Annotated in this window: 21 protein-coding genes; 14 read left to right on the plus strand and 7 right to left on the minus strand. The window is 38.6% G+C overall.

What is annotated here, in order from left to right; all coding sequences use genetic code 11:
• Positions 1-12 precede the first annotated feature (12 nt).
• The 4 genes from JL102_RS19035 to JL102_RS19050 form a co-directional block, all read right to left on the minus strand.
• Entirely contained in the window at positions 13-5,448 is a 5,436-nt protein-coding gene (locus tag JL102_RS19035) for a beta strand repeat-containing protein (RefSeq protein ID WP_202246046.1), read from the minus strand.
• Between the two features lie 110 nt (positions 5,449-5,558).
• Positions 5,559-6,509: a methionyl-tRNA formyltransferase gene (locus JL102_RS19040; RefSeq protein WP_202246047.1), complete on the minus strand. Its 951-nt coding sequence runs from the start codon at positions 6,507-6,509 to the stop codon at positions 5,559-5,561.
• Positions 6,510-6,524: 15 nt separating this feature from the next.
• Positions 6,525-7,649, minus strand: coding sequence for an ABC transporter substrate-binding protein (locus tag JL102_RS19045; protein WP_202246048.1), 1,125 nt, complete (start codon positions 7,647-7,649; stop codon positions 6,525-6,527).
• A gap of 15 nt (positions 7,650-7,664) precedes the next feature.
• A complete protein-coding gene (locus JL102_RS19050; RefSeq protein ID WP_202246049.1) occupies positions 7,665-8,261 on the minus strand; it encodes a phage tail protein in 597 nt (198 codons plus the stop codon).
• Between the two features lie 82 nt (positions 8,262-8,343).
• Between JL102_RS19050 and JL102_RS19055 the strand changes: the two genes are divergently transcribed.
• The 5 genes from JL102_RS19055 to ccoS all read left to right on the plus strand — a co-directional run bounded on the left by JL102_RS19055 (position 8,344) and on the right by ccoS (position 12,632).
• Entirely contained in the window at positions 8,344-8,634 is a 291-nt protein-coding gene (locus tag JL102_RS19055) for a hypothetical protein (RefSeq protein ID WP_202246050.1), read from the plus strand.
• Between the two features lie 287 nt (positions 8,635-8,921).
• Positions 8,922-9,065 (plus strand): hypothetical protein, encoded by a 144-nt coding sequence (locus JL102_RS19060; protein ID WP_202246051.1) that lies wholly within the window; start codon positions 8,922-8,924, stop codon positions 9,063-9,065.
• A 147-nt stretch (positions 9,066-9,212) separates the two neighbouring features.
• Positions 9,213-10,076 carry a universal stress protein gene (locus tag JL102_RS19065; RefSeq protein ID WP_202246052.1) on the plus strand — a complete coding sequence of 288 codons (864 nt, stop codon included), beginning with the start codon at positions 9,213-9,215 and terminating at the stop codon, positions 10,074-10,076.
• A complete protein-coding gene (locus JL102_RS19070; RefSeq protein WP_202246053.1) occupies positions 10,046-12,442 on the plus strand; it encodes a heavy metal translocating P-type ATPase in 2,397 nt (798 codons plus the stop codon). Before JL102_RS19065 ends, JL102_RS19070 begins: the two co-directional genes overlap by 31 nt.
• Position 12,443: 1 nt before the next feature.
• Positions 12,444-12,632 carry a cbb3-type cytochrome oxidase assembly protein CcoS gene (gene ccoS, locus JL102_RS19075; protein WP_202246054.1) on the plus strand — a complete coding sequence of 63 codons (189 nt, stop codon included), beginning with the start codon at positions 12,444-12,446 and terminating at the stop codon, positions 12,630-12,632.
• Here the strand turns inward: ccoS and JL102_RS19080 are convergent.
• Positions 12,607-13,122, minus strand: coding sequence for a DUF4136 domain-containing protein (locus JL102_RS19080; protein ID WP_202246055.1), 516 nt, complete (start codon positions 13,120-13,122; stop codon positions 12,607-12,609). The genes ccoS and JL102_RS19080 overlap by 26 nt on opposite strands.
• Before the next feature lie 177 nt (positions 13,123-13,299).
• Between JL102_RS19080 and hemN the strand changes: the two genes are divergently transcribed.
• The 5 genes from hemN to JL102_RS19105 all read left to right on the plus strand — a co-directional run bounded on the left by hemN (position 13,300) and on the right by JL102_RS19105 (position 18,004).
• A complete protein-coding gene (gene hemN / locus JL102_RS19085) occupies positions 13,300-14,664 on the plus strand; it encodes an oxygen-independent coproporphyrinogen III oxidase (protein WP_202246056.1) in 1,365 nt (454 codons plus the stop codon).
• Positions 14,665-15,006: 342 nt separating this feature from the next.
• Entirely contained in the window at positions 15,007-15,573 is a 567-nt protein-coding gene (locus tag JL102_RS19090) for a hypothetical protein (protein ID WP_202246057.1), read from the plus strand.
• Positions 15,574-15,669: 96 nt separating this feature from the next.
• The gene (locus JL102_RS19095; protein ID WP_202246058.1) at positions 15,670-15,996 is read left to right on the plus strand and encodes a DMT family transporter; all 327 of its coding nucleotides are present in this window, start codon (positions 15,670-15,672) and stop codon (positions 15,994-15,996) included.
• A gap of 193 nt (positions 15,997-16,189) precedes the next feature.
• On the plus strand, positions 16,190-17,038 hold the full coding sequence (locus JL102_RS19100) for a DUF4349 domain-containing protein (RefSeq protein ID WP_202246059.1): 849 nt from the start codon (positions 16,190-16,192) through the stop codon (positions 17,036-17,038).
• 345 nt (positions 17,039-17,383) lie between these two features.
• Positions 17,384-18,004, plus strand: coding sequence for a hypothetical protein (locus JL102_RS19105; protein WP_202246060.1), 621 nt, complete (start codon positions 17,384-17,386; stop codon positions 18,002-18,004).
• Between the two features lie 104 nt (positions 18,005-18,108).
• Here JL102_RS19105 and JL102_RS19110 read toward each other — a convergent pair whose 3' ends face one another.
• Positions 18,109-20,535, minus strand: coding sequence for an ABC transporter permease (locus tag JL102_RS19110; protein WP_202246061.1), 2,427 nt, complete (start codon positions 20,533-20,535; stop codon positions 18,109-18,111).
• 486 nt (positions 20,536-21,021) lie between these two features.
• Between JL102_RS19110 and JL102_RS19115 the strand changes: the two genes are divergently transcribed.
• A complete protein-coding gene (locus JL102_RS19115; RefSeq protein WP_202246062.1) occupies positions 21,022-22,092 on the plus strand; it encodes a GTP pyrophosphokinase in 1,071 nt (356 codons plus the stop codon).
• A gap of 544 nt (positions 22,093-22,636) precedes the next feature.
• The gene (locus tag JL102_RS19120; RefSeq protein ID WP_202246063.1) at positions 22,637-23,365 is read left to right on the plus strand and encodes a hypothetical protein; all 729 of its coding nucleotides are present in this window, start codon (positions 22,637-22,639) and stop codon (positions 23,363-23,365) included.
• Between the two features lie 75 nt (positions 23,366-23,440).
• On the opposite strand, the gene JL102_RS19125 is transcribed toward JL102_RS19120, so the two are convergent.
• On the minus strand, positions 23,441-23,656 hold the full coding sequence (locus JL102_RS19125; protein WP_202246064.1) for a hypothetical protein: 216 nt from the start codon (positions 23,654-23,656) through the stop codon (positions 23,441-23,443).
• 352 nt (positions 23,657-24,008) lie between these two features.
• Between JL102_RS19125 and JL102_RS19130 the strand changes: the two genes are divergently transcribed.
• Positions 24,009-24,152 carry a hypothetical protein gene (locus JL102_RS19130; RefSeq protein WP_202246065.1) on the plus strand — a complete coding sequence of 48 codons (144 nt, stop codon included), beginning with the start codon at positions 24,009-24,011 and terminating at the stop codon, positions 24,150-24,152.
• A 124-nt stretch (positions 24,153-24,276) separates the two neighbouring features.
• Positions 24,277-24,441 (plus strand): DUF2158 domain-containing protein, encoded by a 165-nt coding sequence (locus JL102_RS19135; protein ID WP_202246066.1) that lies wholly within the window; start codon positions 24,277-24,279, stop codon positions 24,439-24,441.
• Positions 24,442-24,666: the final 225 nt, after the last annotated feature.

The following is a 24,666-nucleotide window of genomic DNA, read 5'->3' on the forward strand; positions in this document are numbered from 1 at the left end:
AATGTCGTAGAATTATCTTGCTAATCTTATTACACCGGCGTCTTTTCCATTAATGGTAAGTGCTGATCCATCGGAAAATGTTCCTTTTATCACCCAGACGTAAGCTCCTTGAGGCTGTTCTTTGCCTTCGCTGGTGCCGTCCCAGCCTTGCTGCATGAGAGTGTTAAGGTTAGTGGAGCTAAAAACTTCATTGCCTTCTCTATCATAGATGCTCAAAGTGATCTCTTGAACATCTGCTCCCCCTCTTAATAAGAAAAGGTCGTTTGTTCCATCATTATTCGGGCTGAAAAGGGTAGGTAAGAAAAATTCGCCGGCCTGTATTACAAAAGTTTGTGAAACATCAGCCGCGGCCTCATAGAAGTCATTTCCAGCCTGACTGGCCGTTACGGTTACCGAACCTACCCCAAGAATAGTAATAACGCCATTAGATAAAGTAGCCACACCAGAGGAGGGAGAAGTAGTGATGGAGAAAGTAACAGGTTCATTAGAACCACCACCTGTTGCTTGCAGCACTATAGGATCTGCACCTACTCTTTTGTCAGGAATAGGAGCGAAGGTAATGGTTTGTGCAAGCTTTTGATCATCATCTAGTATGGTGTAGGTGTGTTCTACGATGCCCCCGAGTGTAGCGTTAGTAGGGTTAGTCAGTGTAATAATAATGGTTTCATTATCCTCCACTAAGTTGTCATTGACAATACTAATATCAATAGTACCAGAGGTACTGCCAGCTGGTATGTTTAAGGTGCCGCTAGCAAGTGTGTAGTCAGTGCCGCTGCCAGTGGCTGTGCCAGAAGAAACAGCGTAATCTACAGAAATGGTGTTGGCACTAGCTATAGATAGATCTACTGTCACGCTCGGTGTACTTGTTGCCTCTGATCCTTCACTGTTGGAGGTGTTGAATGCTATCAGAGCAGCTTCTTTGTCCACCATATCGTTAGCTGCGCTGCCAGTATTGCCAGCAGCATCCGTTAGAGTTACAGCTACAGTAAGTATCCCATCGTGGAGCGTGCTCACATCAATGGGGCCTACAGCCTGAGAAGGAGGAGAGGAGATGCTTCCAGAGCCTGTTATTGGTGTGCCACTCCCAGAGCTGGATATAGTGTAGTTAAACGAAGCTGCTTCAGCATTACCAATTTGAAAGCTTATCGCTTGGTGATTACTTTGATCAATAAGGCTTTGGTCTATGCTTACGGTATAGCCTGAGGGAGGTGTCTTATCTAAATTAAGGGTTAGGCTATTGTCGGTGACCTTGTTTCCTGCTCCATCTGTAACGGTGATAGGTATACTTAAAGATGGGTTTTCTATTAAATTACCACCCGCATCTACATCTGCAATGGTTATGGTATAAGTGCCGTCACCATTATCGGTAAAGGTAGCGGTTGAACTAAAACCAGGGTTGATTATTGAAAGGTCGGCGACTACATTTAGACTAGATTCTCCCATGTCTACAGAGATGGTAAGGCTTTCACCAGAAGTGTAGGAGTTATCACCACCTCCATCATCAACGGAGTTGAAGGTGGGTATAGTGGTGTCTTTACTTGTATTGTCTGTAGCTGCAGGACCAGAATTACCGGCTTGGTCTGTGATGGTGACAGACAATGAGATGGTTCCATCTGCTAAGGCTGATAAGTCTATACCCGTTACCTGCTCATTGGCACTGCTGATGGTTCCGCTGCCTGTAATATTTGAACCTCCACCATCACTGCTAAAGGTATAGTTGTAAGTTGCTCCAATCTCTGCGCTGGAGAAGGTAAAGCTGACTGCAGCTTCATTGATTGAATTAATAATCAATTGATCAATAGTGACAGTGTACCCAGATGGTGCATTTTGATCTAGAACCGCAGAGTTGTCACTTCTGGTGCTTCCTGTATTTCCCCCTGTGTCGGAAAGAGAAACCTGTACAGTTAAATTACCATTAGTGAGTGAACTCACGTCTACTGATATACTTTGAGTACTAGTGTTGATGGTTCTTGATCCTGTAACGGTGAAGGTATTACCATCTCCCGAGCTGAATATGGAGTAATTGGCGGTGGTTCCAATCTCTGCACCGGATATAGTGAAAGATGCAGAGGCTGCTTCCGTTGAATTGATGAAGGTATCATCCCATGCTACTGAGTATCCTGTAGGTGGACCGGAGTCTTTAGCTTCATTGTCTGTTGCATTGGAGCCTGTATTTCCTGCTGCATCAGTTAAAGATATGGTTAAGGTCACAGTTCCATCAGAAAGTCCACTTAAGTCATAACCTGCTCCGCTATTATTAAATTGTTGAGTAGATGTAGCCACGGTTTCAGTACCGGTAACAGGAGTGCCTCCGTTGTTACTTGTAAAAGAATAATTGAGCGTAGTACCTGTTTCTAAGCCAGAAGCCTGAAATTCAATGATATTTTGATTGATGACATTAATAATGGTTTCACCTAAAAGGTCCATGTTGACTGAATATCCGGTTGAGGGTACAGTGTCCTTGATCACGGTATCGGTGGTGGCCGATCCGGTATTGCTATTGTTGTCAGTAAGTGTTACGGACAGTGTTAATGTACCATCATTGAGGGCGCTGAGGTCTATTCCACTTACTTGTTGTGTAGCAGAGAAAATAGAGCCAGATCCTGTCACGTTGGTTCCACCTCCTGAGCTTGAGATGGTATAGTTATAATTCGTGCCTATTTCTGCTCCACTAAATGTGAAGCTGATAGAATTTGAATTATTTCCGTTAACGGCCATTTGGTCAAAGGAGACTGTGTAGCCTGATGGTGCGGTGGTATCTTTGGTTTTGGTGTCGGTGGCTGTAGCTCCTACGTTTCCGCTCCCGTCAGTAAGTGTAACTGATAGTGTGATGGTGCCATCACCTAAGCCACTAATATTTATACCTGTAACTTGGTCTGATGAAGTTGAAATGACGCCAGATCCCGTAACGTTGGTTCCACCACCAGAGCTGCTGAAGGTGTAATTATAAGTGGTGCCAACTTCTGCACCAGTAAATGTAAAGCTTACATTATTTTCATTGCTGCTATTAATAGAACTCTGATCTATGGCTACTGAATAACCTGTAGGTACGGAGGTGTCTTTTATTTCTGTATCAGTAGCAGCACTGCCAGTATTCCCTGTTACATCGATAAGTGTTATGGATAAAGTGATGGTGCCATCATTAAGTCCGCTAATGTCCAAGCCAGTTATTTGATCGCTGGCCGTGGCTACTGTACCTGAACCAGTGACATTGGTTCCGCCCCCTGAGCTGCTTAAAGTAAAAAAATATGTCGCGGATACTTCTGCGCCAGCTAGGGTGAAACTGATACTATTTTCATTAATGTTATTGATAGGGCTTTGATCGATAGATACTGTATATCCACTGGGGGCTATGGTGTCTTTGGTTTTGGTATCTGTGGCTGAGCCTCCAGCATTTCCTGCTATATCTGTTAAAGTAGCTGTTAAGGTTATCGTACCATCACCTAGGCCGCTCAAATTTATACCAGTTATTTGATCGGTGGCCGTAGTAACAGTGCCTGAACCTGTAACATTAGTTCCACCACCAGAACTGCTGAAGGTGTAATTATAAGTGGCGCCTATTTCTGCTCCAGCAAAAGTAAAACTGACGGTAGTTTCATTGCCTGAATTAATAGCGGATTGATCGATGGATGCTGAATAACCCGAAGGAGCCGAGGTGTCTTTAACTTTGATATCGGTAGCGGCTGCACCGGTACTGCCAAATGGGTCGGTAAGTGTTGCAGAAAGGGTAATGGTCCCATCATTTAAACCACTTAAATCTATACCTGTAATTTGATCAGTAGACGTATTTATGGTTCCAGATCCGGTCACATTGGTTCCACCACCGGAGCTGCTAAATGTATAGTTGTAAGTAGCACCAACTTCAGCAGATGCAAATGTAAAGCTAACCGATGACTCGTTAGCATTATTTATTACAGATTGATCTAAGCTAACGGAATAACCGCCTGGAGGAGTAGCATCTTCATCAATAATGGTTAGAGTAACCTCTTGAGTTCCATTTTCTGTGGCATTAGTAGGATTGAGCATCTCGATGATAACTGTTTCGTTACCATCTTCTATTCCATCATATTGTGAGGTCAATCTAATGCTGTCCATAGTTTCTCCTGGACTGAGGGTAATACTACTTCCTGTTATAGAATAATCAGTGCCGCCTCCTGATGCAGTGCCTTTGAAAGAGAGAGGAATTACAACCGTAATCCCGGCAGGAGCATCTATTACCCCTACAATATAAGCCTGTCCTCCACTTTCATCGACTATAGGATTGTATATGTCCCTCAATAGCAGTGATGCTAGAGGCGGTGAATCGTCATCAATAATCGTAAATGTTTCTTGCTGAGTTCCGTTTTCAGTTCCATTGGTCACAGATAGAATATCGATAATGACAGTTTCATTCGATTCGTAAAGAGCATCAGGTATATTTACCATGGAAGTAGATCCTGTAGTGTTGCCCGAGCCAATGGAAATGGTGCTACTATTAACAGTGTAGTCAGAATTAAGGGTTGAGGTGCCTCCAAAGCCTAGTGTTACGTCAGTGGTGGCGCCATATACATTTGAAAGGGTGGCTGTAATAATTGAGGCAGTGGTGTTAGACTCCTGTCTTGAAGAAGGACTGATAGAAAGTGTAACAGTAGGCACGCCTAAGATATTTAACGTAGCGATGTAATTGCCATTACTATTTGTGGTTCCATCATTTACTTCAAATTGGAAAGAGGTTGGCGTAGCTCCATTTTGGATGTATTGGAGATTTCCAGCATCAAGATCAGCTTTGCTTATCATATCATTCGCACCAACTTCTTCCCCTCCATCATAGCTGTCGTCATTATCGGCATCCACGTAAAGAGTTCCTGCTGTAGGTATATTTTCTAAGAGTATTTGATTCAAAGGGTCACCATCGCTATCATTATAACTAAAATCTGCCGTACTAAACGTGTAGGTTAAATTTTCGAAAGGACCATTTGATGCTGTAAAGCTCGAGGCAGAAGGAGGAGTATTTGAGGCAACAGCAGGGCTAATGGTTATTTCATCTATAATAATAGTGACGTTACTGCCACCGAAATTAGTGAAGCGAAATTCATCAATATTTTGAAAATTTGTATTGGCGGACAGGTCCACCACCGTGAAAGAGCTTGACGCAGAAGCTGAGGCAGACCCCACTGATACCCCATTCCTATAGGCATCGATTACATATGAGCCCGCAAAATTATAAAATTGTGCTCTGAAATTATTTAAAGCGAATTCAGAGCCATCTTCACTAGCAAGATTGATGGTGGAAGCATTTTCAATATATACAGAAACCGTACTAGGAGTGGTTGAACCGTTATGGTTAATGGATCCACTTCCCGCACCATCAACAAATATACTCCAACCTTGTACAGTACCACTTCTGGGAGCAGGAGCATATGGAGCTATATTTGTAAGGTTAGGATCATCGAATGTGGTAGTGCCCATGATTGGTTGGGATATGGCCGAGGACCAGAGCAAAGTTAATAGTAAGATGGTAATTAACTGTTGAGTAGAAGCTGTTTTCATAAATCGTGTTATTGTGATTAATAGTTCATTCAGTGTATAATCAAGCTTTCTTCTTTTGAAGAAAGACTGGAGTAGAATTTTTCATTGGTTTTTACACCTAATGCAGCAAGTTTAAATCCGGTAAGATAGGCTTCAGGAGTTCTAATAACATTGATTCTCAGGAATCTGTAATCAGCACAAAGAACAAATATGCCATTTTGGTTGTCAGCATAAACTATGCTGCCAGGTGCCATCAGTGTACTGTTAGAAACATCTGCAGGGCTGACCTCTAGTATATGCACCAATGAGCCTCTAAAAAGCGTCACTGCCCCTCCATATTTAGGGTTGCAGGCATTCACCAGTGATTCCACGCTATCAGCAGACTGCTCTGACCACCTGATGGAAATATGATCTGATTGTGGTCTTGGCTTAGGGTCATTATGTTTTTCAATCTGAAGCTCATGACCGTTTACCAGTTTTGTTTCTATTGATGATAATAGGTCTAAAAGCTTTATACTCAATCTGGCGCCTAGAAGACCCCAGTTTTCACCAGGGAAAACAGGGACATTAATTTCATTGATCACTGGTCCGTTATCAAAGCACTGATCCATAAGGTGTGCCGTGATGGTGGCTGTAGAAGACCCTTCACTTAAGGTCCAAAAAAGAGGATCTGGCCCTCTGTTATTAGATAATTTACCAAAATGGAAGTTTACAGTTCCATATCGAGGGAGTGTTATAATTTGAGAGGGAAGAAGAAAAGGAAAGGTTATGCAATAAGCCAAATCAGGAGAAATGGCTGTTAGCCAATCCATTAGCGTAGAGGTTAGTTCAGTCTCTTTTACATATATAAAAGGAATGCCTTGTTGTTTAGCAAAACTTTCTATGGGTAAAGCTTCTTGAGCATCTATTGGTAGTATAACTCCCTGTAACATGCCTTTTTTACTGAGCTCTAGTAATAATGGGATGCCCCATGAACTGCATGTGTATACTACCGTTTTCATAGGCTATATTGATTGTTAGTAAAACATATAAGGATTGGTAAATGCTGTTTTGGTTGCTGATAGCTCTCGCATCACATCATTAGAAATGTGAGAAGATTGCACTACGGACATACACTTTTTATTGCTTAAGGAGGTGCCTTCGTATAAATGTATGTCACCGGAAAGCTCATGGTTTTCTGGGTTTATACTGAATGTTTCCTTTGCGAGCTTCAAAGAAAAATCACCCCAAGTATCCAATATCATTTGGTAATCGTGCTTATCATCTGTGAGCGATTGAGCACATGCGTAAAGTAATGCTCCACATCGATAACCTAGAATGAGAAAAAGGTCAGGGTTAGTTTCTAAATATTCATAGGCTCCCTGAGTCAGGTTTTCATCGGTGGAGCTCAGGCTTTCTGCCTGCATGGCCCAATATTTCGGCTGATTATTGTTGTTTGTGTAAAATGGGGTCACTACTAAATGTTGGTTTTCCCATTGGGTGTTATCAATGAAATGGTTGAGTAAACGAGGAGGGAAGAATAGTGCAGGAATACTATCTTTGGATATAATTGGGAAATTTTCTAACTCAGAAATAAGTCCAGATCCTTCAGAGGCATTTAAAAATATTTCATTTACTATTTTTCCATTATCTGCGCCTTTCCTGAAGCCCCTAAGAGGATCATAGCCAGAATCATATAAGGAAGATATAATAGCGAATTTATAGTTATAGTTTTCAGACAAGTACTGACCTAATAGGAAGTATGATTGCCAAAATTGAAAGGTATTTAAAAATAGATTTTCCGGTATTATGGACGATCCAATAATAGCCTCGCCGAGATTGGATACAAGAAGTGGTATCTTATAAGAATGGAGAAGTTGTGCTAACTCCACTGCTACGATACTATTAATATGAGCAGCAATGGCCACCACTTGATGTTCTAATATAAGCTTTTGTGTTTTTTCACTTACACTGGAGAAGGAGCCTACACCAATATCTTCGAATACAAGCTCCACCTTGCCACGTTCAAAGTGGTTTTTGAATATGGTGAAATAGAGCTTAATCCCATCGACTACGCTAGTTCCCGCTTTTGGGTATTCTTTTGATCTAGGTACTAGTACCCCGATCTTGATGGTACCCTTACTTCCTCTTTTCTCCAACATATATTTTAATATCTATTAGTTTCTAGAAGGATATTCACCCTGATAGCAGATGATAGGTAGAACACACGTCCAAGGTTGCATATTCTCATGCGATGAATTTCCTCCAGTTAACCCTATTGTAGTTTGAATAGGATTAAAACTGATGTTGGATATAACTACTGCGTCATTGGCCATAGTAGCATTAGAAGACGTTTCATAAATAGGGGCTGCCTGAGATAAACCTGGATAGTTTCCTTCGGGAGTAATAGTGTTCGATGCGCTATTATTTACCTTAACGGTGGCAGTTGCACCATTAGCGATTGGATTACTTGTGGTGGCACTATGTGAGTGAGATGGAATTTCAGTAATATTTAGAGTTACGGACTGGATACCTCCCCTTTGACCATTTGATCTGGGTGTAAGACCTGGACCTCCTCCGGAGCCTACAGGTACTCTTCCTCTGAGATCTGGTAATGCGAATGTTGTTCGCCCATCTCCACCGTAGAGGGTGCCTATGAGGGAATAAAAGGCAGTAAACTGAGATATGGCAAGTAGGCGCCCGTCACAAGGGAACCAATTTCGAGGGGCCCAGTTAGGACCGAAGTAGCGAATTTCTGAAATGAATCCATCCATAAGTTTTAATATTTATAATATATTATTAATTTAATTAAATAATGAAATAAATAATAGTTGATGTATTATAAATGTATTAATAATGTATTTAGGAAATGATTACTATCAGGCGGTGAAGCAAGTTATACTTCATGATCTAGAGAAATGGGCGCCTAATAAACCACTTCTGGAGGGTATTTGCGAAATCTGGTCTGGATATCCTTTGGTTTATGATCGATCTCTCATGAGTATCAAAGGTAGTAAACCGCTTTATGAAGTCTGGAAGCAAAAGTATTTTTTAGATGCTTTCGTCTATGCGCATATTTACCGCCATGGTATTGGAGGGTATGTAATTGCTCAATCTTATCTGGGATTTAAAGAGTTTCCTGTATGACATGAGGTAAACAATTCTTTTCAAAGAGCCTAGGTAAATATCATAATTCTGCAAGAGAATTATATATGTTTCATCTAAAATAAATATAACAAAAAAATCATATTAATACATTAATATAATGTAATTGTTTAGTGACATGAAACGCAAAAGGTTAAAAATTATATTAAAAATATTATATATAAATAAGTGATGTTTAGTGTAAGAATGTTCACTCAAAACGAAGTGTTTAATACTTTTAAATAGGTGGCTGAAAAACGACAATTCTCAGTCTGACAGCATCTAGTATAATGAGATTACTAGGCGAAGATGCTGTACGCCAGGCAGGTCATGATCATGTCAGAGATTTAAGTTTAGGTATAAAAGGTATATATTGGGCTGTGTTTATAGAACCTTCCACTTCAGTAGAAGACATGGGAGTAGATGTATCATAAAATACAAAAAAGCAAAATCTAATGAGTGGTTAAGTATGCACCTGTTACCCTATTTTCCTGATAAAAATCAGTAATAGGTTTGATGTATGCCTTCACTCCATTTCTCTTTATTCATCACCTTTGAGTATCCTTAAAAGATAGAAAGTGATGAAACGTATACTTGTACCTGTCGATTTTTCAGAGCAGGCTAAATTTGCTTTAAATTTTGCCTCTGAGCTAAATGATATCCATAAAGATGTTAAGGTAACTGTATTACATGCAGTAGAACACCCATTGGAAAGCTATCTTGACCCTACAGGGCTGGCCGTAGGTATGGGAGCTGATGCTGAACTTATGCAGGTGATGAAGGAAAATGCTACTAAAGCCATGAAAACTTTCATTGAAGAAACATTGAATGAAGCACAAGCGCAGCAAGTGAACTTCAAAATAGTAATGGGTACAGCCTATGAATGTATACAAGAGGAGCTAGAGGAGGAAGACTATTATATGGTAATCATGGGCACTAAAGGAGCTAGTGGTATTAAGGAGATGTTTGTGGGGTCAAATGCTGAAAAGGTCGTGAGATTGGCAAACTGTCCGGTAATTACACTTACCAGGCAAGTGTGCCTAAAGACTATTAAAAATATAGTTTTTGCTACGGCTACCTTGGCTGATATCTCTAAAGAATTATTGGCTGAGATAAAGCAACTTCAGGAACTGTTTGATGCCAGAATACAGCTGGTAAGAATCAATACCCCTAACAATTTTGAACGAGATTCTGTGGTGAAACAAGCACTACAGCAAATAGCAGATAGGTATAGGCTAACTAATTATACCTTAAATATTTATAATGATCAATATGAAGAGCAGGGCATTATTGCTTTTGCTGAGGAAATTGGTGCAGATATGATTGCTATTGGTACCCATGGCAGGCAAGGTTTGGCGCATTTGCTATATGGCAGCCTGGCAGAAGATATCGTTAATCATGCATCTTATCCTATTTGGACTTATCACATATCAGAAACAGTATGATTCAGGTGGAGGAGAAGGTATTATGTCATCATTGTGGAGAAGAGTGCCGAGATGAACATATATATTATGATAATAGAGATTTTTGCTGTGTAGGATGTAAATCTATCTACGAGCTTTTTCAGGAAGATGATCTTAAAGAGCTTTATCAAAGCAGGAATAAATCTAACCCTCATTTAAGAGGTAAATATGATTTTTTAAGAAATGATGAAATCAAGGAGCAACTCCTTAATTTTCAGTCGGCTGATCATAGTATAATTCATTTAGATTTGCCAGATATACATTGCAGCTCATGCGTATATGTATTAGAAAACTTGAATGAATTTCATGATGGTATTATTCAGACTAAGGTCAATTTTATGAAGAGAGCGGCCGAGGTTCACTTTGATCCGCGCTACATTTCTTTGGAAGAATTGGCTATTTTGCTATCATCCATTGGCTATCCGCCCCAATTTAATGCTGCAGATGGCCTTAAAAAAGGTAAGAGTAAGAGGAATAGAATATCGTTGAAAATAGGGGTAGCAGCATTTTGCTTTGGCAATATAATGCTGTTGAGTTTTCCTGAGTACCTGGGCATAAAAGACCAGATGTCTCATGATTTTGATCGCTTTTTTAGTTATCTGAATTTATTTTTGGTAATTCCAGCCTTTTTCTTTTCAGGTAAAGAGTATTTTATTTCCGCCTATAAGGGCTTAAAAAGAAGTTTTGTAAATATTGATGTGCCTATAGCGCTCGGTATGGCCATTCTTTTTTTGAGAAGCGCTTATGAAATCATTTCTGCTACCGGAGCGGGGTATATGGATTCTTTGGCAGGGCTTATTTTCTTTTTGCTAATAGGTAAGTGGTTTCAAAACAAGACTTATGAAAACCTCTCTTTTGATCGTGATTATAAGAGCTATTTTCCTTTGGCAGTGCTTAAGCGAGATGGAGACCAAGAAGTGCCAGTGCCTATACAGCAGGTGAAGGAAGGGGACGAAATCATCATCAGAAATCAGGAGATAATACCTGCTGATGCTGTGCTATTGAGCGATAGTGCTAATATAGATTACAGCTTTGTTACTGGAGAGCAGCGCGCCGTGAAAATGAATAAGGGTGATCATATCTATGCTGGAGGTAGGCAAGTAGGCGAACGTATATACTTGAAAGTAACAAAGGAAACGTCTCAGAGCTATCTTACTAGTTTATGGAATAGCGATACTTTTTTACAGAAAAAAGATTCCGTATCTATGATTGACCGGATAAGTAAATATTTCACAATAGCTATTTTTTCTATTGCTATAGTGGCTTCTGTGTGTTGGTATTTTATAGATCCGAGTCAGATATGGCTGGTGTCTACCTCTGTTTTAATAGTGGCTTGCCCATGTGCGTTGGCGCTATCGGCACCTTTTACTCATGGTAATACCATGCGAATTTTAGGTAGAAATAGGTTTTATCTGAAAAGTGCTGAAGTGGCAGAAAAATTAACGAATGTCAATACCATAGTCTTTGATAAAACAGGTACTATAACTACTGCCGGTGATCATAGAGTGACGTATTCTGGGACAGCTATGAAGTCTTTGGAAAAAAGCATTTTGAAAGGAATGACGGCTAACTCTACTCACCCGTTAAGTAAAAGAATTTATGATTCACTGGAAGGCGTAGAGCTACTTCGTGTTGATGATTTTAAAGAAGTAGTAGGTAAGGGGATCAGTGCTGTTTTTGGTAAGAAGGTATACAAGCTGGGATCTTCATCATGGACTATGCATAATAACAAAGTGAGAGAAGGGAGTGTGTTTTTCTCTGAAAATGATCAGCTAATAGGCTCATTTCAAGTTACTAATTACTACAGACCTGGTCTTACTAAAATGGTAGGGGACTTGTCTCTTTTAAAATATGACCTTGAGTTGCTTTCAGGAGATAATCATCAGGAAGAAAAGGTGTTAAAAAACATATTACCGCAGCTTCGATCTATGCTTTTTAAACAGAAGCCTGAGGATAAGCTCAATTATGTGAAATCATTACAACAGCAGCGCCATAGAGTACTCATGCTGGGAGATGGACTGAATGACGCAGGAGCGTTAAGTCAAAGTGATGTAGGTATAGCTGTGGCAGAAGACGTGTCGGCTTTTTCTCCTGCCTGCGATGCGATTATTGAAGGGGCTTCTGTAACTAAACTGAGTGAGTTTTTACAATACGTCACAGAAGCTAAAAAGATAGTAATTGCTAGTTTTATAATATCTTTTCTTTATAATGTAGTGGGCTTATCTTTTGCAGTATCGGGCTGGCTTACTCCGGTGTTTGCCGCCGTATTAATGCCTTTAAGTAGTATCACTGTAGTGGCCTTTACAACCATAGCCGGTAATTTGCTGGCCAGAAAATTAAAACTATAGTATGTCTGTAATTTTTGTATTGATATTAGTAAGTATGGTGGTAGCAGGCGGTTTTCTATCATTGTTTATCTGGGCCGTAAAAAGTGGCCAGTTTGATGATACCATGACGCCATCTATGCGAGTGCTCTTTGATGATAAAAAGAAAAAGAAAATGAAGCAGCAGGCTAATTTGGAGGAAAATCCTTCATAGCCTTTTTAATCACTTTTCTCATTTCTTTCTTGGTAATATCTTCTCTTAAAGAGATTACTTGTTTGCTGGTAGATTGCCATACAATTTGTTCGGAAGCTCTTTCAGTAATATCAATGACCAGAGAGCCTCTTAAAAAGTGGTAGTAATCTTCTTTTTTATACGGATCGAGATATTGAAGGTCTTCTTCCTGCACCCAGCCCGTTTTGGTAGAATCAGGGGCAAGTATAATGTGAAAGTCCAGAAGTAAATCAGAGGTATCGTCTATCTTAATAAAGCCCTTTTCTTGCATTTGGTACGCAATTTCATTAGCCACCATATTCATGTGGGCAGAATCAACAAGGCCCCTTGGCCCTTCATAAGACGGTTGGCAACCATTGAGCCAGCACCATGATCGGTCATTTTTAAAATTGTGCTTGCTATTATAAGAAGTTTCCACCTTAAGAGAAGCACAGGCGCTAAGCAATACCAGAAATATCCACCACGCTTTCATAGAGTGAGAGAGTTGATTTTGAGGTAAATATAATGAAAATGTAGGGATTATGATATTTGTCAGTTTTTTACGTGAGTGGGGTCATTCCGCTGGCCAGCAAAAAAGGCAACATTTGTAACCTATAACATAGTCATCAGGCTATTTTGTGGAAAAGGCAATCAAAAAACATCACAACAAATGAAAATTCCGGAAACGCTAATATCAAAATACAATGTTCCTGTACCAAGGTACACTAGCTATCCTACCGTGCCTTTTTGGGAGGAGAAGCATGTAGATAGAACCCAGTGGCTGAAGAATGTAAAGAAAACGTTTAATGCCTCTAACGATGAAAATGGTATCAGTCTGTATATCCATTTGCCATATTGTGAGAGCCTATGCACATATTGTGCTTGTAATACACGTATTTCAAAAAACCATAAGGTTGAGGATAGTTATATAGATGCTGTTTTGGCCGAGTGGAAAATATATTGCCATACTTTTGGTAAAACACCAGTAATCAGAGAAATCCATTTGGGAGGAGGTACACCTACCTTTTTCACTCCAGAAAATTTACAAAGGCTGATAAGAGGTATTTTGTCTGACTCAAAACTCCACCAAGATTATGCTTTTTCATTTGAAGGTCACCCTAATAACACCACTTATGATCATTTAAAGGCACTCTACGAAGTGGGCTTTAGAAGAGTAAGCTACGGAGTACAGGACATGGGTTTAAAGGTGCAAAAAGCTATAAACCGTGTTCAACCGTATGAAAATGTGAAAAGGGCCACGGAAGATGCCCGTGAAATAGGGTATACCTCTGTTAATTTTGACTTGATATATGGTTTGCCATTTCAGACCGAAGCAGGTGTGTTAGACACCATGGCCAAAACACTAGAATTGAAGCCTGAGCGTATTGCTTTTTATAGTTATGCTCATGTGCCCTGGAAAAGACCAGGACAAAGAGCTTATACAGAAGCTGATTTGCCGGATAGTGCTGAGAAGAGGAAATTATATGAATCAGGGAAAGCACTATTGTTAGCAAATGGCTATTATGATATAGGTATGGACCATTTTTCACTGCCTGGAGATGACCTGTATAAGGCTTATCAATTAAAAACATTACACAGAAATTTCATGGGCTATACAGCTAATCATACAGATCTTTTGGTAGGGTTAGGAGCCAGTGCCATTGGAGATGCCAGCACGGCGTATGCTCAAAACGTAAAAACTGTGGAAGAATATAAAGAGATAGTGGCTCAAGGTGAGCTACCATTAGAAAAAGGACATTTCCTCACAGAAGAAGATATACTAATTAAAGAGTTTATTCTCAATATTGCCTGTAAAGGTGAGCTATTCTGGGGGTATAATCCTGATATTTTAGATTTCAATGCATTATTTCAGTTAAACTCAATGGCTAAAGAGGGCTTAATAAAGCTTTACGATAATGGCATGAGACTGACCGATCTTGGTATGGCCTTTTTAAGGAATATATGCGCTGTATTTGATAAGAAACTTCAGGGTAAAAAAGAGAACAATATGCCTCTATTTAGTAAGGCTATTTAGGGGGAGTTGTTTCATTACTTTTCTATTAAAAGGTCGCTTTTAGCGACCTTTTTTTATGCTTAGCATTATGCCTGTTAAAGAAAGAATTACTTTAATACTTTCTGTTTCAGTTATTTTGGTTAATATTCACCAGGCTTTTTGGGCTTGCTGTCAATGATTTAGTATGAAAATACTTAAGTTTATTTAGCGTTTTCTATAAGCATAATCACTAAAAGACAAGATCAGCCCTTGATTCGAGAGAGGTTAACTAAGAATTATCATAACATAATTATTGAGCCTGAAAACGTAAAAAGAATAGGCAGCTAAAATTCATGCAAAACAAACTACATTAAAATGGGAGGGATGCTACACCCAAAGGCACAAGGAAGGTTAAATGGACGGATTGCAGGACTGGATAATTCCAACGACGGTACAATCTCTGATGTTTTAAGCAAAGAGAAAAGGGAAGTATCTGAATATAATTTGCGTAGCGGATACTTAACTGGGTTTGAGGAAGGATATGAAAGCGGACAGAAATTAAGGACAGCACTGCAAGAGGATGTTATTAGTAAATTGCCATTTCAGGAGAAGGTAAAGTGTCTTTCATTTTTATTGAAGCAGCAAGAAAGATGCAGAGCAGATTATACTCAATCATTTATGGCTAATATTATACATTGGGAAGAAGCCAATATGCCAGTTAGTCTCAAGTCTGAAATTGAACATTTGCTCAGAGAAGATAAAATTCAAAGGTCGGTAGATAAATTGTTCCAATACTTTAAAGACCACTACCAGTTAAAAGCATTCATGGAGTTTCATAAGCTTTATGATCAGCTCAAAAAGTTGAGGACAGACAAAAAGAACAATAAAAATCAGTCTATTGCTGGAGCATTGCAGGGCTTGAAAAATGAAATTCTGCGTTGGGTGGAGTAGAGAGTATAGTTTGATATTTGTATTTCTTGTCTGATTTCACTTTATCTTAAATAATTCTTCCAGTCCTTTTGAGATCTTTGTTAAAAATAGAGAGAGATGAGTTGGATTATACTGGTTATTGCTGGTTTGTGCGAAGTGGCTTTTGCCTTTTGTTTGGGTAAAGCAAAAGAAGCTACAGGTAATGAGATGTACTTATGGTACGCAGGTTTTCTGGTTAGTCTTATCATGAGTATGGCGCTTTTAATAAAAGCTACTCAGAATTTGCCCATAGGAACGGCCTATGGTGTGTGGACAGGAATAGGAGCAGTAGGAACCGTTCTTGTAGGGATAATCGTGTTTAAAGAACCGATAACATTTCTTCGCTTATTTTTCATTACTACTCTAATTTTATCAATTATAGGTTTGAAGGTAGTGTCTCATTAATGGTTAATTCTTAAGAAGGAGTTGCAGCGTACACCGGAATCATTTGTTGGTTTTTATTGAAATTCATCGGGCATTGTCTTTTAAAAAGTAACTATGTATAAAAAATATTGAAAATGTATTAAATTAGGCGCGGTGTTTCTTATTATATTTTTTATTTTCTATAATCTTTTTTTTAGATATCATTAGCTTAATAATGAAGAAAGTTCTCTTAATTCCAATAATCCTATTTTTTGTTGCTTGTAGTGCGGAAAATTCTGCTAAATATGAGGTGAACGAAAACTCTGAAGTAGAATTTGAAGATGCTCTTGAAATTCCTGCAACCGAACGAGCTACACGGCCTGCACAGCAGCAGCAAGCACCAGCAGAGGAGAAAACACGAAAACTGATTAAAACTGGCGGTCTTGATTTTCAATCTGAAGATATAGATAAAGATTACCAGAAGATTCGAGCATTACTTCCTAAATACAATGCTTATATAGAGCACGAAACTCAGTTAAAAGATCCTTATAGAATAACTTTTGATGTAACTATAAGAGTGCCATCAGCAGTTTATGATACGCTATATTCAAGTTTAACATCATTGGCTTATCGGGTTGATAATAGACACTCTAATGTAGAAGATGCTACCATGAAGTACTATGATTTGCTGGCAAGAATCTCCAATAAAAAGGCTCTTGAAGCGAGGTACGTATCATTATTAAAAAAGGCCTCTAAGATTAAAGACATCATGGAAATAGAGGAGAAATTGAATGAGACCAGGGTAGATATTGAGCAGCTACAGGGGCAATTTAACTACCTGAGCAAGCAGGTAAGTTATAGTACAATCCACTTAAAGTTCTATGAAATTATACCTTACGAAGCCAGTGAATATAAAGAGGATGGATTTGGTACAAAGTTGCTGAAGGCTTTTAAAAGTGGATGGGAAGGTTTACTTTCATTTTTAGTTGCCTTAGCAGTTATCTGGCCTTTTATTCTTGTGCTGGTTAGTGGTATTTTTCTGTTTAGAAAACTTAGAACACGCAATAAGCAAAGAAGAGAATAAGACGGCGTTTTTAATATATTAGTCGGTTTTCAATAGGTTAAAATACATTTGGCATTAGCCCTAAATCAACCTTTTTTTGATGAATTCTGAATTTAAAATTGCGAGTAAAGCCTTATTCGCTCTTTTAGGTATTTGCTATATGCGTTCACTTTTAACTCATGGACTTCATTTCCTTTTACTTTTATAATTATCATAATAGCGATGCTGGTTTTGGTGTATTGGGAGTGTCGATTAGGGTTTAATAGATATAATCTTCATGCAATAAGAGAGATGGTTTTTTGAGTCTAATATTGAAATAATGCGTAAACTTGGGAAGTATTGTTATGTGTAATTAGTTTATAAATTATGTGGAAGACATTATTTGGACCGAAGAAGTCTAGCGAGGAAGTGGAGAAAATGAAGGAGCAGGCAGAAAGTGGAAATTATAAAATTTATCCCATTCTTAAACCTGGCGATTGGGTAGGAATTCAGGCGGGAGCCATAAAACAGACGTTGGTGGGAGATGAGCAAAACCCTGAAGTAGTTATTGGGTTTGGTTATGATACACCTGAAAACTTTGTTTTCCTTACTCATAAAGATCTTGAACAGAGGGATCCTAATCAGATTCTGAAAGAGGCTTATCAAAATTTAGATGATTATCATACCGAATTTGAGTACTCACAAGCACTTGATAATAAGGTTTTGACTTCCAGTGGCTTGGATTTTTCTAGTGAAAGGATTCTTTCAAAAGAGCATATGCTGAAGGCGCATCAAATGCTCAATGCAGATGAAATATTGGTTACTATTCCACGTAGAAGGTGCATGATGGTGGTAGCTAGAAATTCAGAACAAGAGCTTTTGAATACTTTCGTTGGCTTGCATCAGAATGCTTGGGAAGATGATAGCTATGGAAATGCCCCAATTGCCAATATGCTTTTTGTATTGCAAGAAGGGGAGATAGTAGGCACTATTCCATTAAATGGATAATCAATAGACTTGTATACTTCACTATAGGTGTATATTATATCAAGGGTGTTGTCTCAATAAGATAAAACCCTTGATATGAGAGAAATAAGACACATCGTTAAAGCTTACTCATCTTTCAAAACCTCTACCGGGTTGGTTCTGGCGGCTTTTATTGATTGGTAGCCTATGGTAATCCAAGCGATTAAAATGGTGGCCAAGCCAGCTATTACATAAGTTACAGGCCGCTGGTCTACCTTATAAGCAAAGTTAGACAGCCAGATGTTCATGACGTAAAAGGATATAGGAACGGAGAGTACAAAGGCTATTATGATCAATAGTGATAAGTCTTTAGATACCATCACTAAAATATTTTTAATGTTGGCGCCGAGTACTTTTCTTACCCCAATCTCTTTAAATCTTCTTTCTGCCACGAAAACAGAGAGCGCATAGAGCCCCATGCAACTGATGAAAATAGAGATAATGGCGAAATATTTAATCAGATTGAAAGTCTTGAAATCACTGTGATACTGCTTTATAATATGATCATTGAGCAAAAAGGCTTCAAAAGGAGTGTTCGGGATGATCTCTTTCCAGATCGACTGTAAGTTAGCCTTGGTGGTAGCATAATTTTCTGTATTTGCTTTTACTACCAGTTGTGGTACTTGTCCGTTACCACAAACCAACATGGTTGGCTCTACATTTTTATGCAAAGTGGTTTGGTTGATGTCATCTATCACGCCAACTATGCGGTAGGCGTATTCTGTGCCGTTCCATTCATTGTGCAAGGTTTGTCCTATAGCATCATCCGTGGTAAAGCCAAACTGCGCAGCGGCTTCATGGTTGATGATTATTCTGAATGATAAGGAGTCATCTGTCATTCCGGCTTTGAAATTTCTGCCAGCTATGAGATTCATATCCAGCGCCTTAATGTAATCCTCGTCGACCCAATTTTGATAAATACGAACAGCATCGTCTACAGTCTCTCCACTTTTGTAGAGAAAAATGTCACTGAAGATAAATTCTCCGGGGATATTATTTCCACCACCTACCTCAGAAACTTCCGCTAATGTTTTGAATCGGTCTTTTAGAACCTGAGCTTGTTTATTTAAATCATTGGCCAAGGGTATGACTATCTTTGAATCGGGCTGAAAACCTAAGTCCTTATTCTTAATAAAATCTACCTGATCGGAGATAACCAATATGGCGCTGATAAGCACAATCGAAATGACAAACTGACCTATTACTAGTACTTTTCTTAGTACCGCGGCGCTTCCTTTGTCTTTGTTTTTGCCTTTTAAAACCACTGTAGGCTTAAAAGATGATAAATATACAGCCGGATAAATGCCTGCAGCAAAAGAAGTTACAAATAAGAAGATGATCATGTACTGAATGATGGGAATAGTGTTTTTTGTATCAAGCGCAATAGGTTGATCTACAAGCTGATTAAAAATAGGTAAGGTGAGGCTTGCCAGGCAAAAGCTGATGATTAACGAGATCAGCACCACGATGAATGATTCGCCCAAAAACTGGCCAATCAATCCTTTTGAGGATATGCCCATTACCTTTCTCACGCCCACCTCTAAAGCTCTATTACTGGCCTTAGCTGTAGATAAGTTGATGTAGTTAACACAAGCCAAGGTAAGAATAAGTACGCCAATGGCTATTAATACATGGATGAAGGTAAGACTGACTCCGTGACCACTGCTTTCAAAGTAGCTGTCGTTAGTGTGAATGTCTGCAATAGGTTGTAAAGCCATTTTTTTATCCATTCCATAAGCTTTCATGTCTTCCGCACCATTTTTTCTGAAAATTTGGTCTATCTTATCTACCACGGTTTCTGCAGAAGTACCGTTTTGAAGCCTGACATAAGTGGCGGCCAGGTTGTTTGTCACCCATTGAGATGACAGATTCTCTATGAAGCCATGCCAGCCTGTGTTAATTAGTGAGATGATGAAGGAAGGGGTCAGGTGGGTGTTATAAGAATCTTTATCATAAACGGCAGTAATTTCATAATCTGTTACGCCCATGCCGGTACTAATTTTTACGGATTTGCCTACAGCATTATCTGATGCGAAAAGCTTCTCAGCCCATTCTTTCTCTAATACCACAGCGTTAGGGTGGGGTAAAGGCGTATTAGGATTGCCAGCAATGATATCATATTTTAATATATCGAATATGGATGCATCTGCCGCAGCACCACCTTTAATATAATAGGAATCCTCTCCAAGATCGATAATGTCCTTACCAAAAAGCTCTGTATTCAGCACCCTAGCTGCTTCCTCTACTTCTGGAATCTGCGCTTGTATAGCTGGCGCTACAGGCACTGAGCAGTGAGCTGCGTGGATTTCACTACCGCCTTTTTGAGTTATATAAGCCGTAACACGATAAACATTTTCACCATGATGATTATCATAACCTAGCTGCTCTGATACATATAGAAATAAAAGCAGGCAACAGGCTATACTTACAGAAAGTCCCAAAATATTGATCGCAGTAAAAAGCTTATTTCTTACCATGTTTCTAAGCGCGATTGTGAAATAGTTCTTTAGCATAAGCAGGGTCTCTAATTTTGACTAGCGATAGTCAATATGTATGCCATATGAATAAGTGTCTTTATTTCAGAGGTTTATGTTTTTCATGAGGTTATGTTAATTAATACTATCGCCCATGAGCAAACACTATTGGTCGTAATCGTGCAGTAGCTTTGCTCTGCCGCACGACATTTATTTTTGAGGGCTGTGGCTGATTAGGTACCCATTGAACATTTGAAAAAGTATGATTAGAATTAGGTGAGTTCAGAGCATTATATATCGTTCTTAGTTGGTTCACCCACCTGCTAGAGGAAGGGGTGGATTTACGATATATTGAAACGTTATTAGGTCATTCTTCTCGTACCAAAGCGATTAATACTTACATAGCCTTGAAAAGTATAAAAATATTGAAAATTTACTAGATTAGGGAAAAAGATATATTGCAAATATATGCAATTGAATATATTACTATGTTATGATCAATAAGTGATCAGAAGTTAAACCAATATGAGCGAAGAAAAACTGATAGATGAATTTCGGAAATTTAAACCAAAGCTCAGTGACTTAAGCACACGCCTTGAAGCGCTATTAAAAACTTTAGTAGCAAATGAATCCATCCAGTTTCATCAAATTACCTCAAGAGTAAAAACAGAAGATAGCCTTAAAAAGAAAATTCGGAGAAAAGAGAAGTATTCAGACCTAAATCAAATAACTGACTTGTTAGGAGTTAGGGTGATAACCTATTTTGATGATGATGTAGACCGAATAGCTCATATAATATCAGATGAATTTGAAATTGATGAAAATAACTCCACTGACAAGAGAAATACCGACTCAACTTCCTTTGGATACAAATCCCTACATTTTGTAGTTGAGTTATCTAACCAACGGTTAACTCTGTCCGAGTGGAAAAATTATGTCAATTATAAATTTGAAGTACAAATCAGGAGTATACTTCAACATACATGGGCAGAAATTGAACACGATTTAGGCTATAAAGCATCTTCTGAAATACCTATGCAGGAAAAAAGAAGTTTTGCTAGAATCTCTGCTGTCTTAGAAATGGTAGACCAAGAGTTCAGAGCTTTAAGGGATCGCTTAATTGAATATGAGACTACATTACCTTTGCTTATTCAAGAGTCTCCGGAAACTGTAAAGATTGATAGGGCTTCTGTAAATGAATTCATCAAGAACAACGCATTATTAAACGAAATCGATTTAGAACTAGCTCGGCAGATTAATGTGAAAATTGATCAAAGTGAATCCAAATTTCCTTATTCAGAAATGATAGATTTCTTCGAAATTAAAAACATTAAAGAGTTGCAAGAGATACTAGAGCAGAATCGAGAGGGATTGATTCAGTTTGCTACTGAATATCTTAACAGAGTTGATTCTATAGTAAAAGGACAGAGTCTATACATTTTGCCATATTTACTCACCGCTAAAACAGGAAACAAAACCAAAATAGAAAACTATATAAAGGCTTTATCAATAGGTAAGGATTCTGAAGCCATAGCTAATAGGATAATGACCACATATCAGGTTACACAAAAAAACACTGACCATAACATTGGATAGAGACGAATGGCCTATGCTACCTCATCCCACTGGTCGTAGGTTAAGCGAAGCGGTCCTACGACCTATTATTTGCAAGAGCATTTCTGAGGCTGCAATGCACTGGCAGTATTTCATGAATACAAGTTCGAGCTTAAAGAAAGTAATTTGAGCGGACGCTCAAGCAATATATGGATCGTAGCGGATGCTACGACCAGTTGGGAGGGGTAAAGTACGCTGATATAGGAAAGATGGATTTTGAATTCGTTAGAAATTTTAGAGAGCTTAAGAACTAAGCAGATATTGAAAGCATTTGAAATAACATACATAACCAATTCATTGATGTTAAAATATTTAGATTATGTAAAGATTTACATCGGGGCAACAAGAGATAGCTGATGTATTGTCTCAAGGCAGTCTGGCTCAGGTCATTCGTGTTGATAATACTAAAAGTATCGGAGATACTTATGGTGATATGGTTGTTCCAGAAGATAGTCCATTTCTAATTCACAATGCTAGGAAACTAGCGTCTGATCAGAATTTAAGTTTAAAGTTACAATAAGGTTTTATGAATAAACAAAAGGTCCTAAATGACATCGGCTTTATATTGAATAGGGTTTCAAGCCAACTTGGATTTGTCGAAGGACATAACATGCGGTGCTTCAGTTGGGGCTATGATGAAATTGTTACCTCACAAATTAATGTTAGGCAATTCGAAGGGACTTTTAGACTTGTGGTTTTCTTAGTTCGAAGAATCTCCTTTATTGAAGAACTTTGGGAGGATTTTTCAGGTGTTCTTAATATACCAAATATAAAGCATAGTACTTTCACATTGCCTAGTGTTTATTGCTTCCCAGAGTTAACTGAACAAACATACAGTCATGAAAAATCTCCTTGGATAAAGTTTTCTATTTCTGAATCTGGTTTGAAGGAGTTTGAGAGTGTATTGTCTTTTTTGATTCGGGATAAGTTAATTCCTGAGGCTAATGAATTGTTGGATTTAAAGATTCTAGATAACGAAGTTAATGGAAGTGTTGAGGTTGCTCCCGATTTGACACAATACATATTTAATAGCGATGGATTTCTTTTTAGACGAATTATACTAGCGTATCTAACTAATAATCCACTGTTTGATGATATATGTAAATACCATGAAAGTTTTTTTGATCAATACAAAGAGCTGAGTAAATCTCCAGGATATGAATATTTTGAAAATATACCTGATGTTTATGATAAAGTGATTGAAAGGCTTAAAGAAATCGAACCCTTGGATACACCTGTTCTTGAAACAAAATAAGTATTTCAGCTCGGTCGCAATTATATTGCGATCGCAACCTTCCTGGGCATTTGCAATGCCTTTAGTGCGCCATTTTCAATAGATTACTTGCTTTAGTGGCGTTACCAATACCTTAAATAAGATGTTGTAATGAAATTGCCACCAAGCGGTTGGGGGAGGAGCAGAAGATATTCGAAAGTTTCCTAGTGTGAAGCATTTTTCAAATGTGCTGAGATTGGCTTCCAATAATAAAATCAGCGGAGAAAAGTTATTATCCAGTAAAGTACCTAAAGGTAGCAGTAGTGATAACATAAGAATTTAGTTAATTTATAAAGTCGGATCAAAGCTCGATTAATTAAATGGCGTGTAAGGTGCAAATCATCAACCCCATCAGAATTCTGGAGATAGGGACATTGTGAAAGACCATTTGGCGGAGCTATAAGCTACCCCGTATACAATATTTTAATTATCCCAAAGACTGTCCCCGTTCCGACCTTTCAATTTAGCGGCTGTTGCCTCCCAAAATATGGGTAAGGCATTTTTTTGCTTTTAACTAAATAATAAGCCAAATTGAACGGTTTTGTTATATACAATGTGTAACAAAGTCGGAATAAGCCCACAATAGACTTTAAACAGAAGTAGGCGTTAACTAAAATCAATTATCATGGCAAAATCAAGCGGTTTAAAAAATGCTCCGAGTACGACTGGTAACAAGTCTGGCGGAGGTAGAGGAAACAATCCTCCAAAATCAGGTTCTTCAAAAGGAGGCTCCTCAAAGGGCGGAAGTTCCAAAGGAGGCAAAAAGTGAGAATTAAAAGAAAAATGGGGCATAGTGAATTATGTTCCCATTTTTCAAAATTCTGTTGAACCTTTTTGGCCGAAACTTGAGACTGGATAAATAAAAACAAAAATCAACACTAAAATCGAATAAAATGGCTTTTAAAATTGGAGACGTTGTTCAACTAAAATCAGGTGGACCAGAAATGACTGTAAAAGGTGTTATCGGAGACGCAAATAGTCCGTTATCTAAGACAGAAAATGCTGCTCTGAAAATGGCAGGCAATGAGGGCGGAGATGTTTACTCCTACTGGTCGTAGGTTAAGCGAAGCGGTCCTACGACCTATTATTTGCAAGAGCATTTGCTCGGAATAAGATCAGTGGACTGCTGAGGCTGCAATTCAATGGCAGTATTTTATGAATACAAGTTCGTGCTTAAAGAAAGGAATTTGAGCGGACGCTCAAGCAATATATGGATCGTAGCGGATGCTGCAACCAGTTGGGTCGTGAAAACCAATCATTAGTTTAGTATTCGATAACACATT

Origin of the sequence: Fulvivirga sediminis (genome assembly GCF_016757215.1) — a bacterium.
Lineage (GTDB): Bacteria > Bacteroidota > Bacteroidia > Cytophagales > Cyclobacteriaceae > Fulvivirga > Fulvivirga sediminis.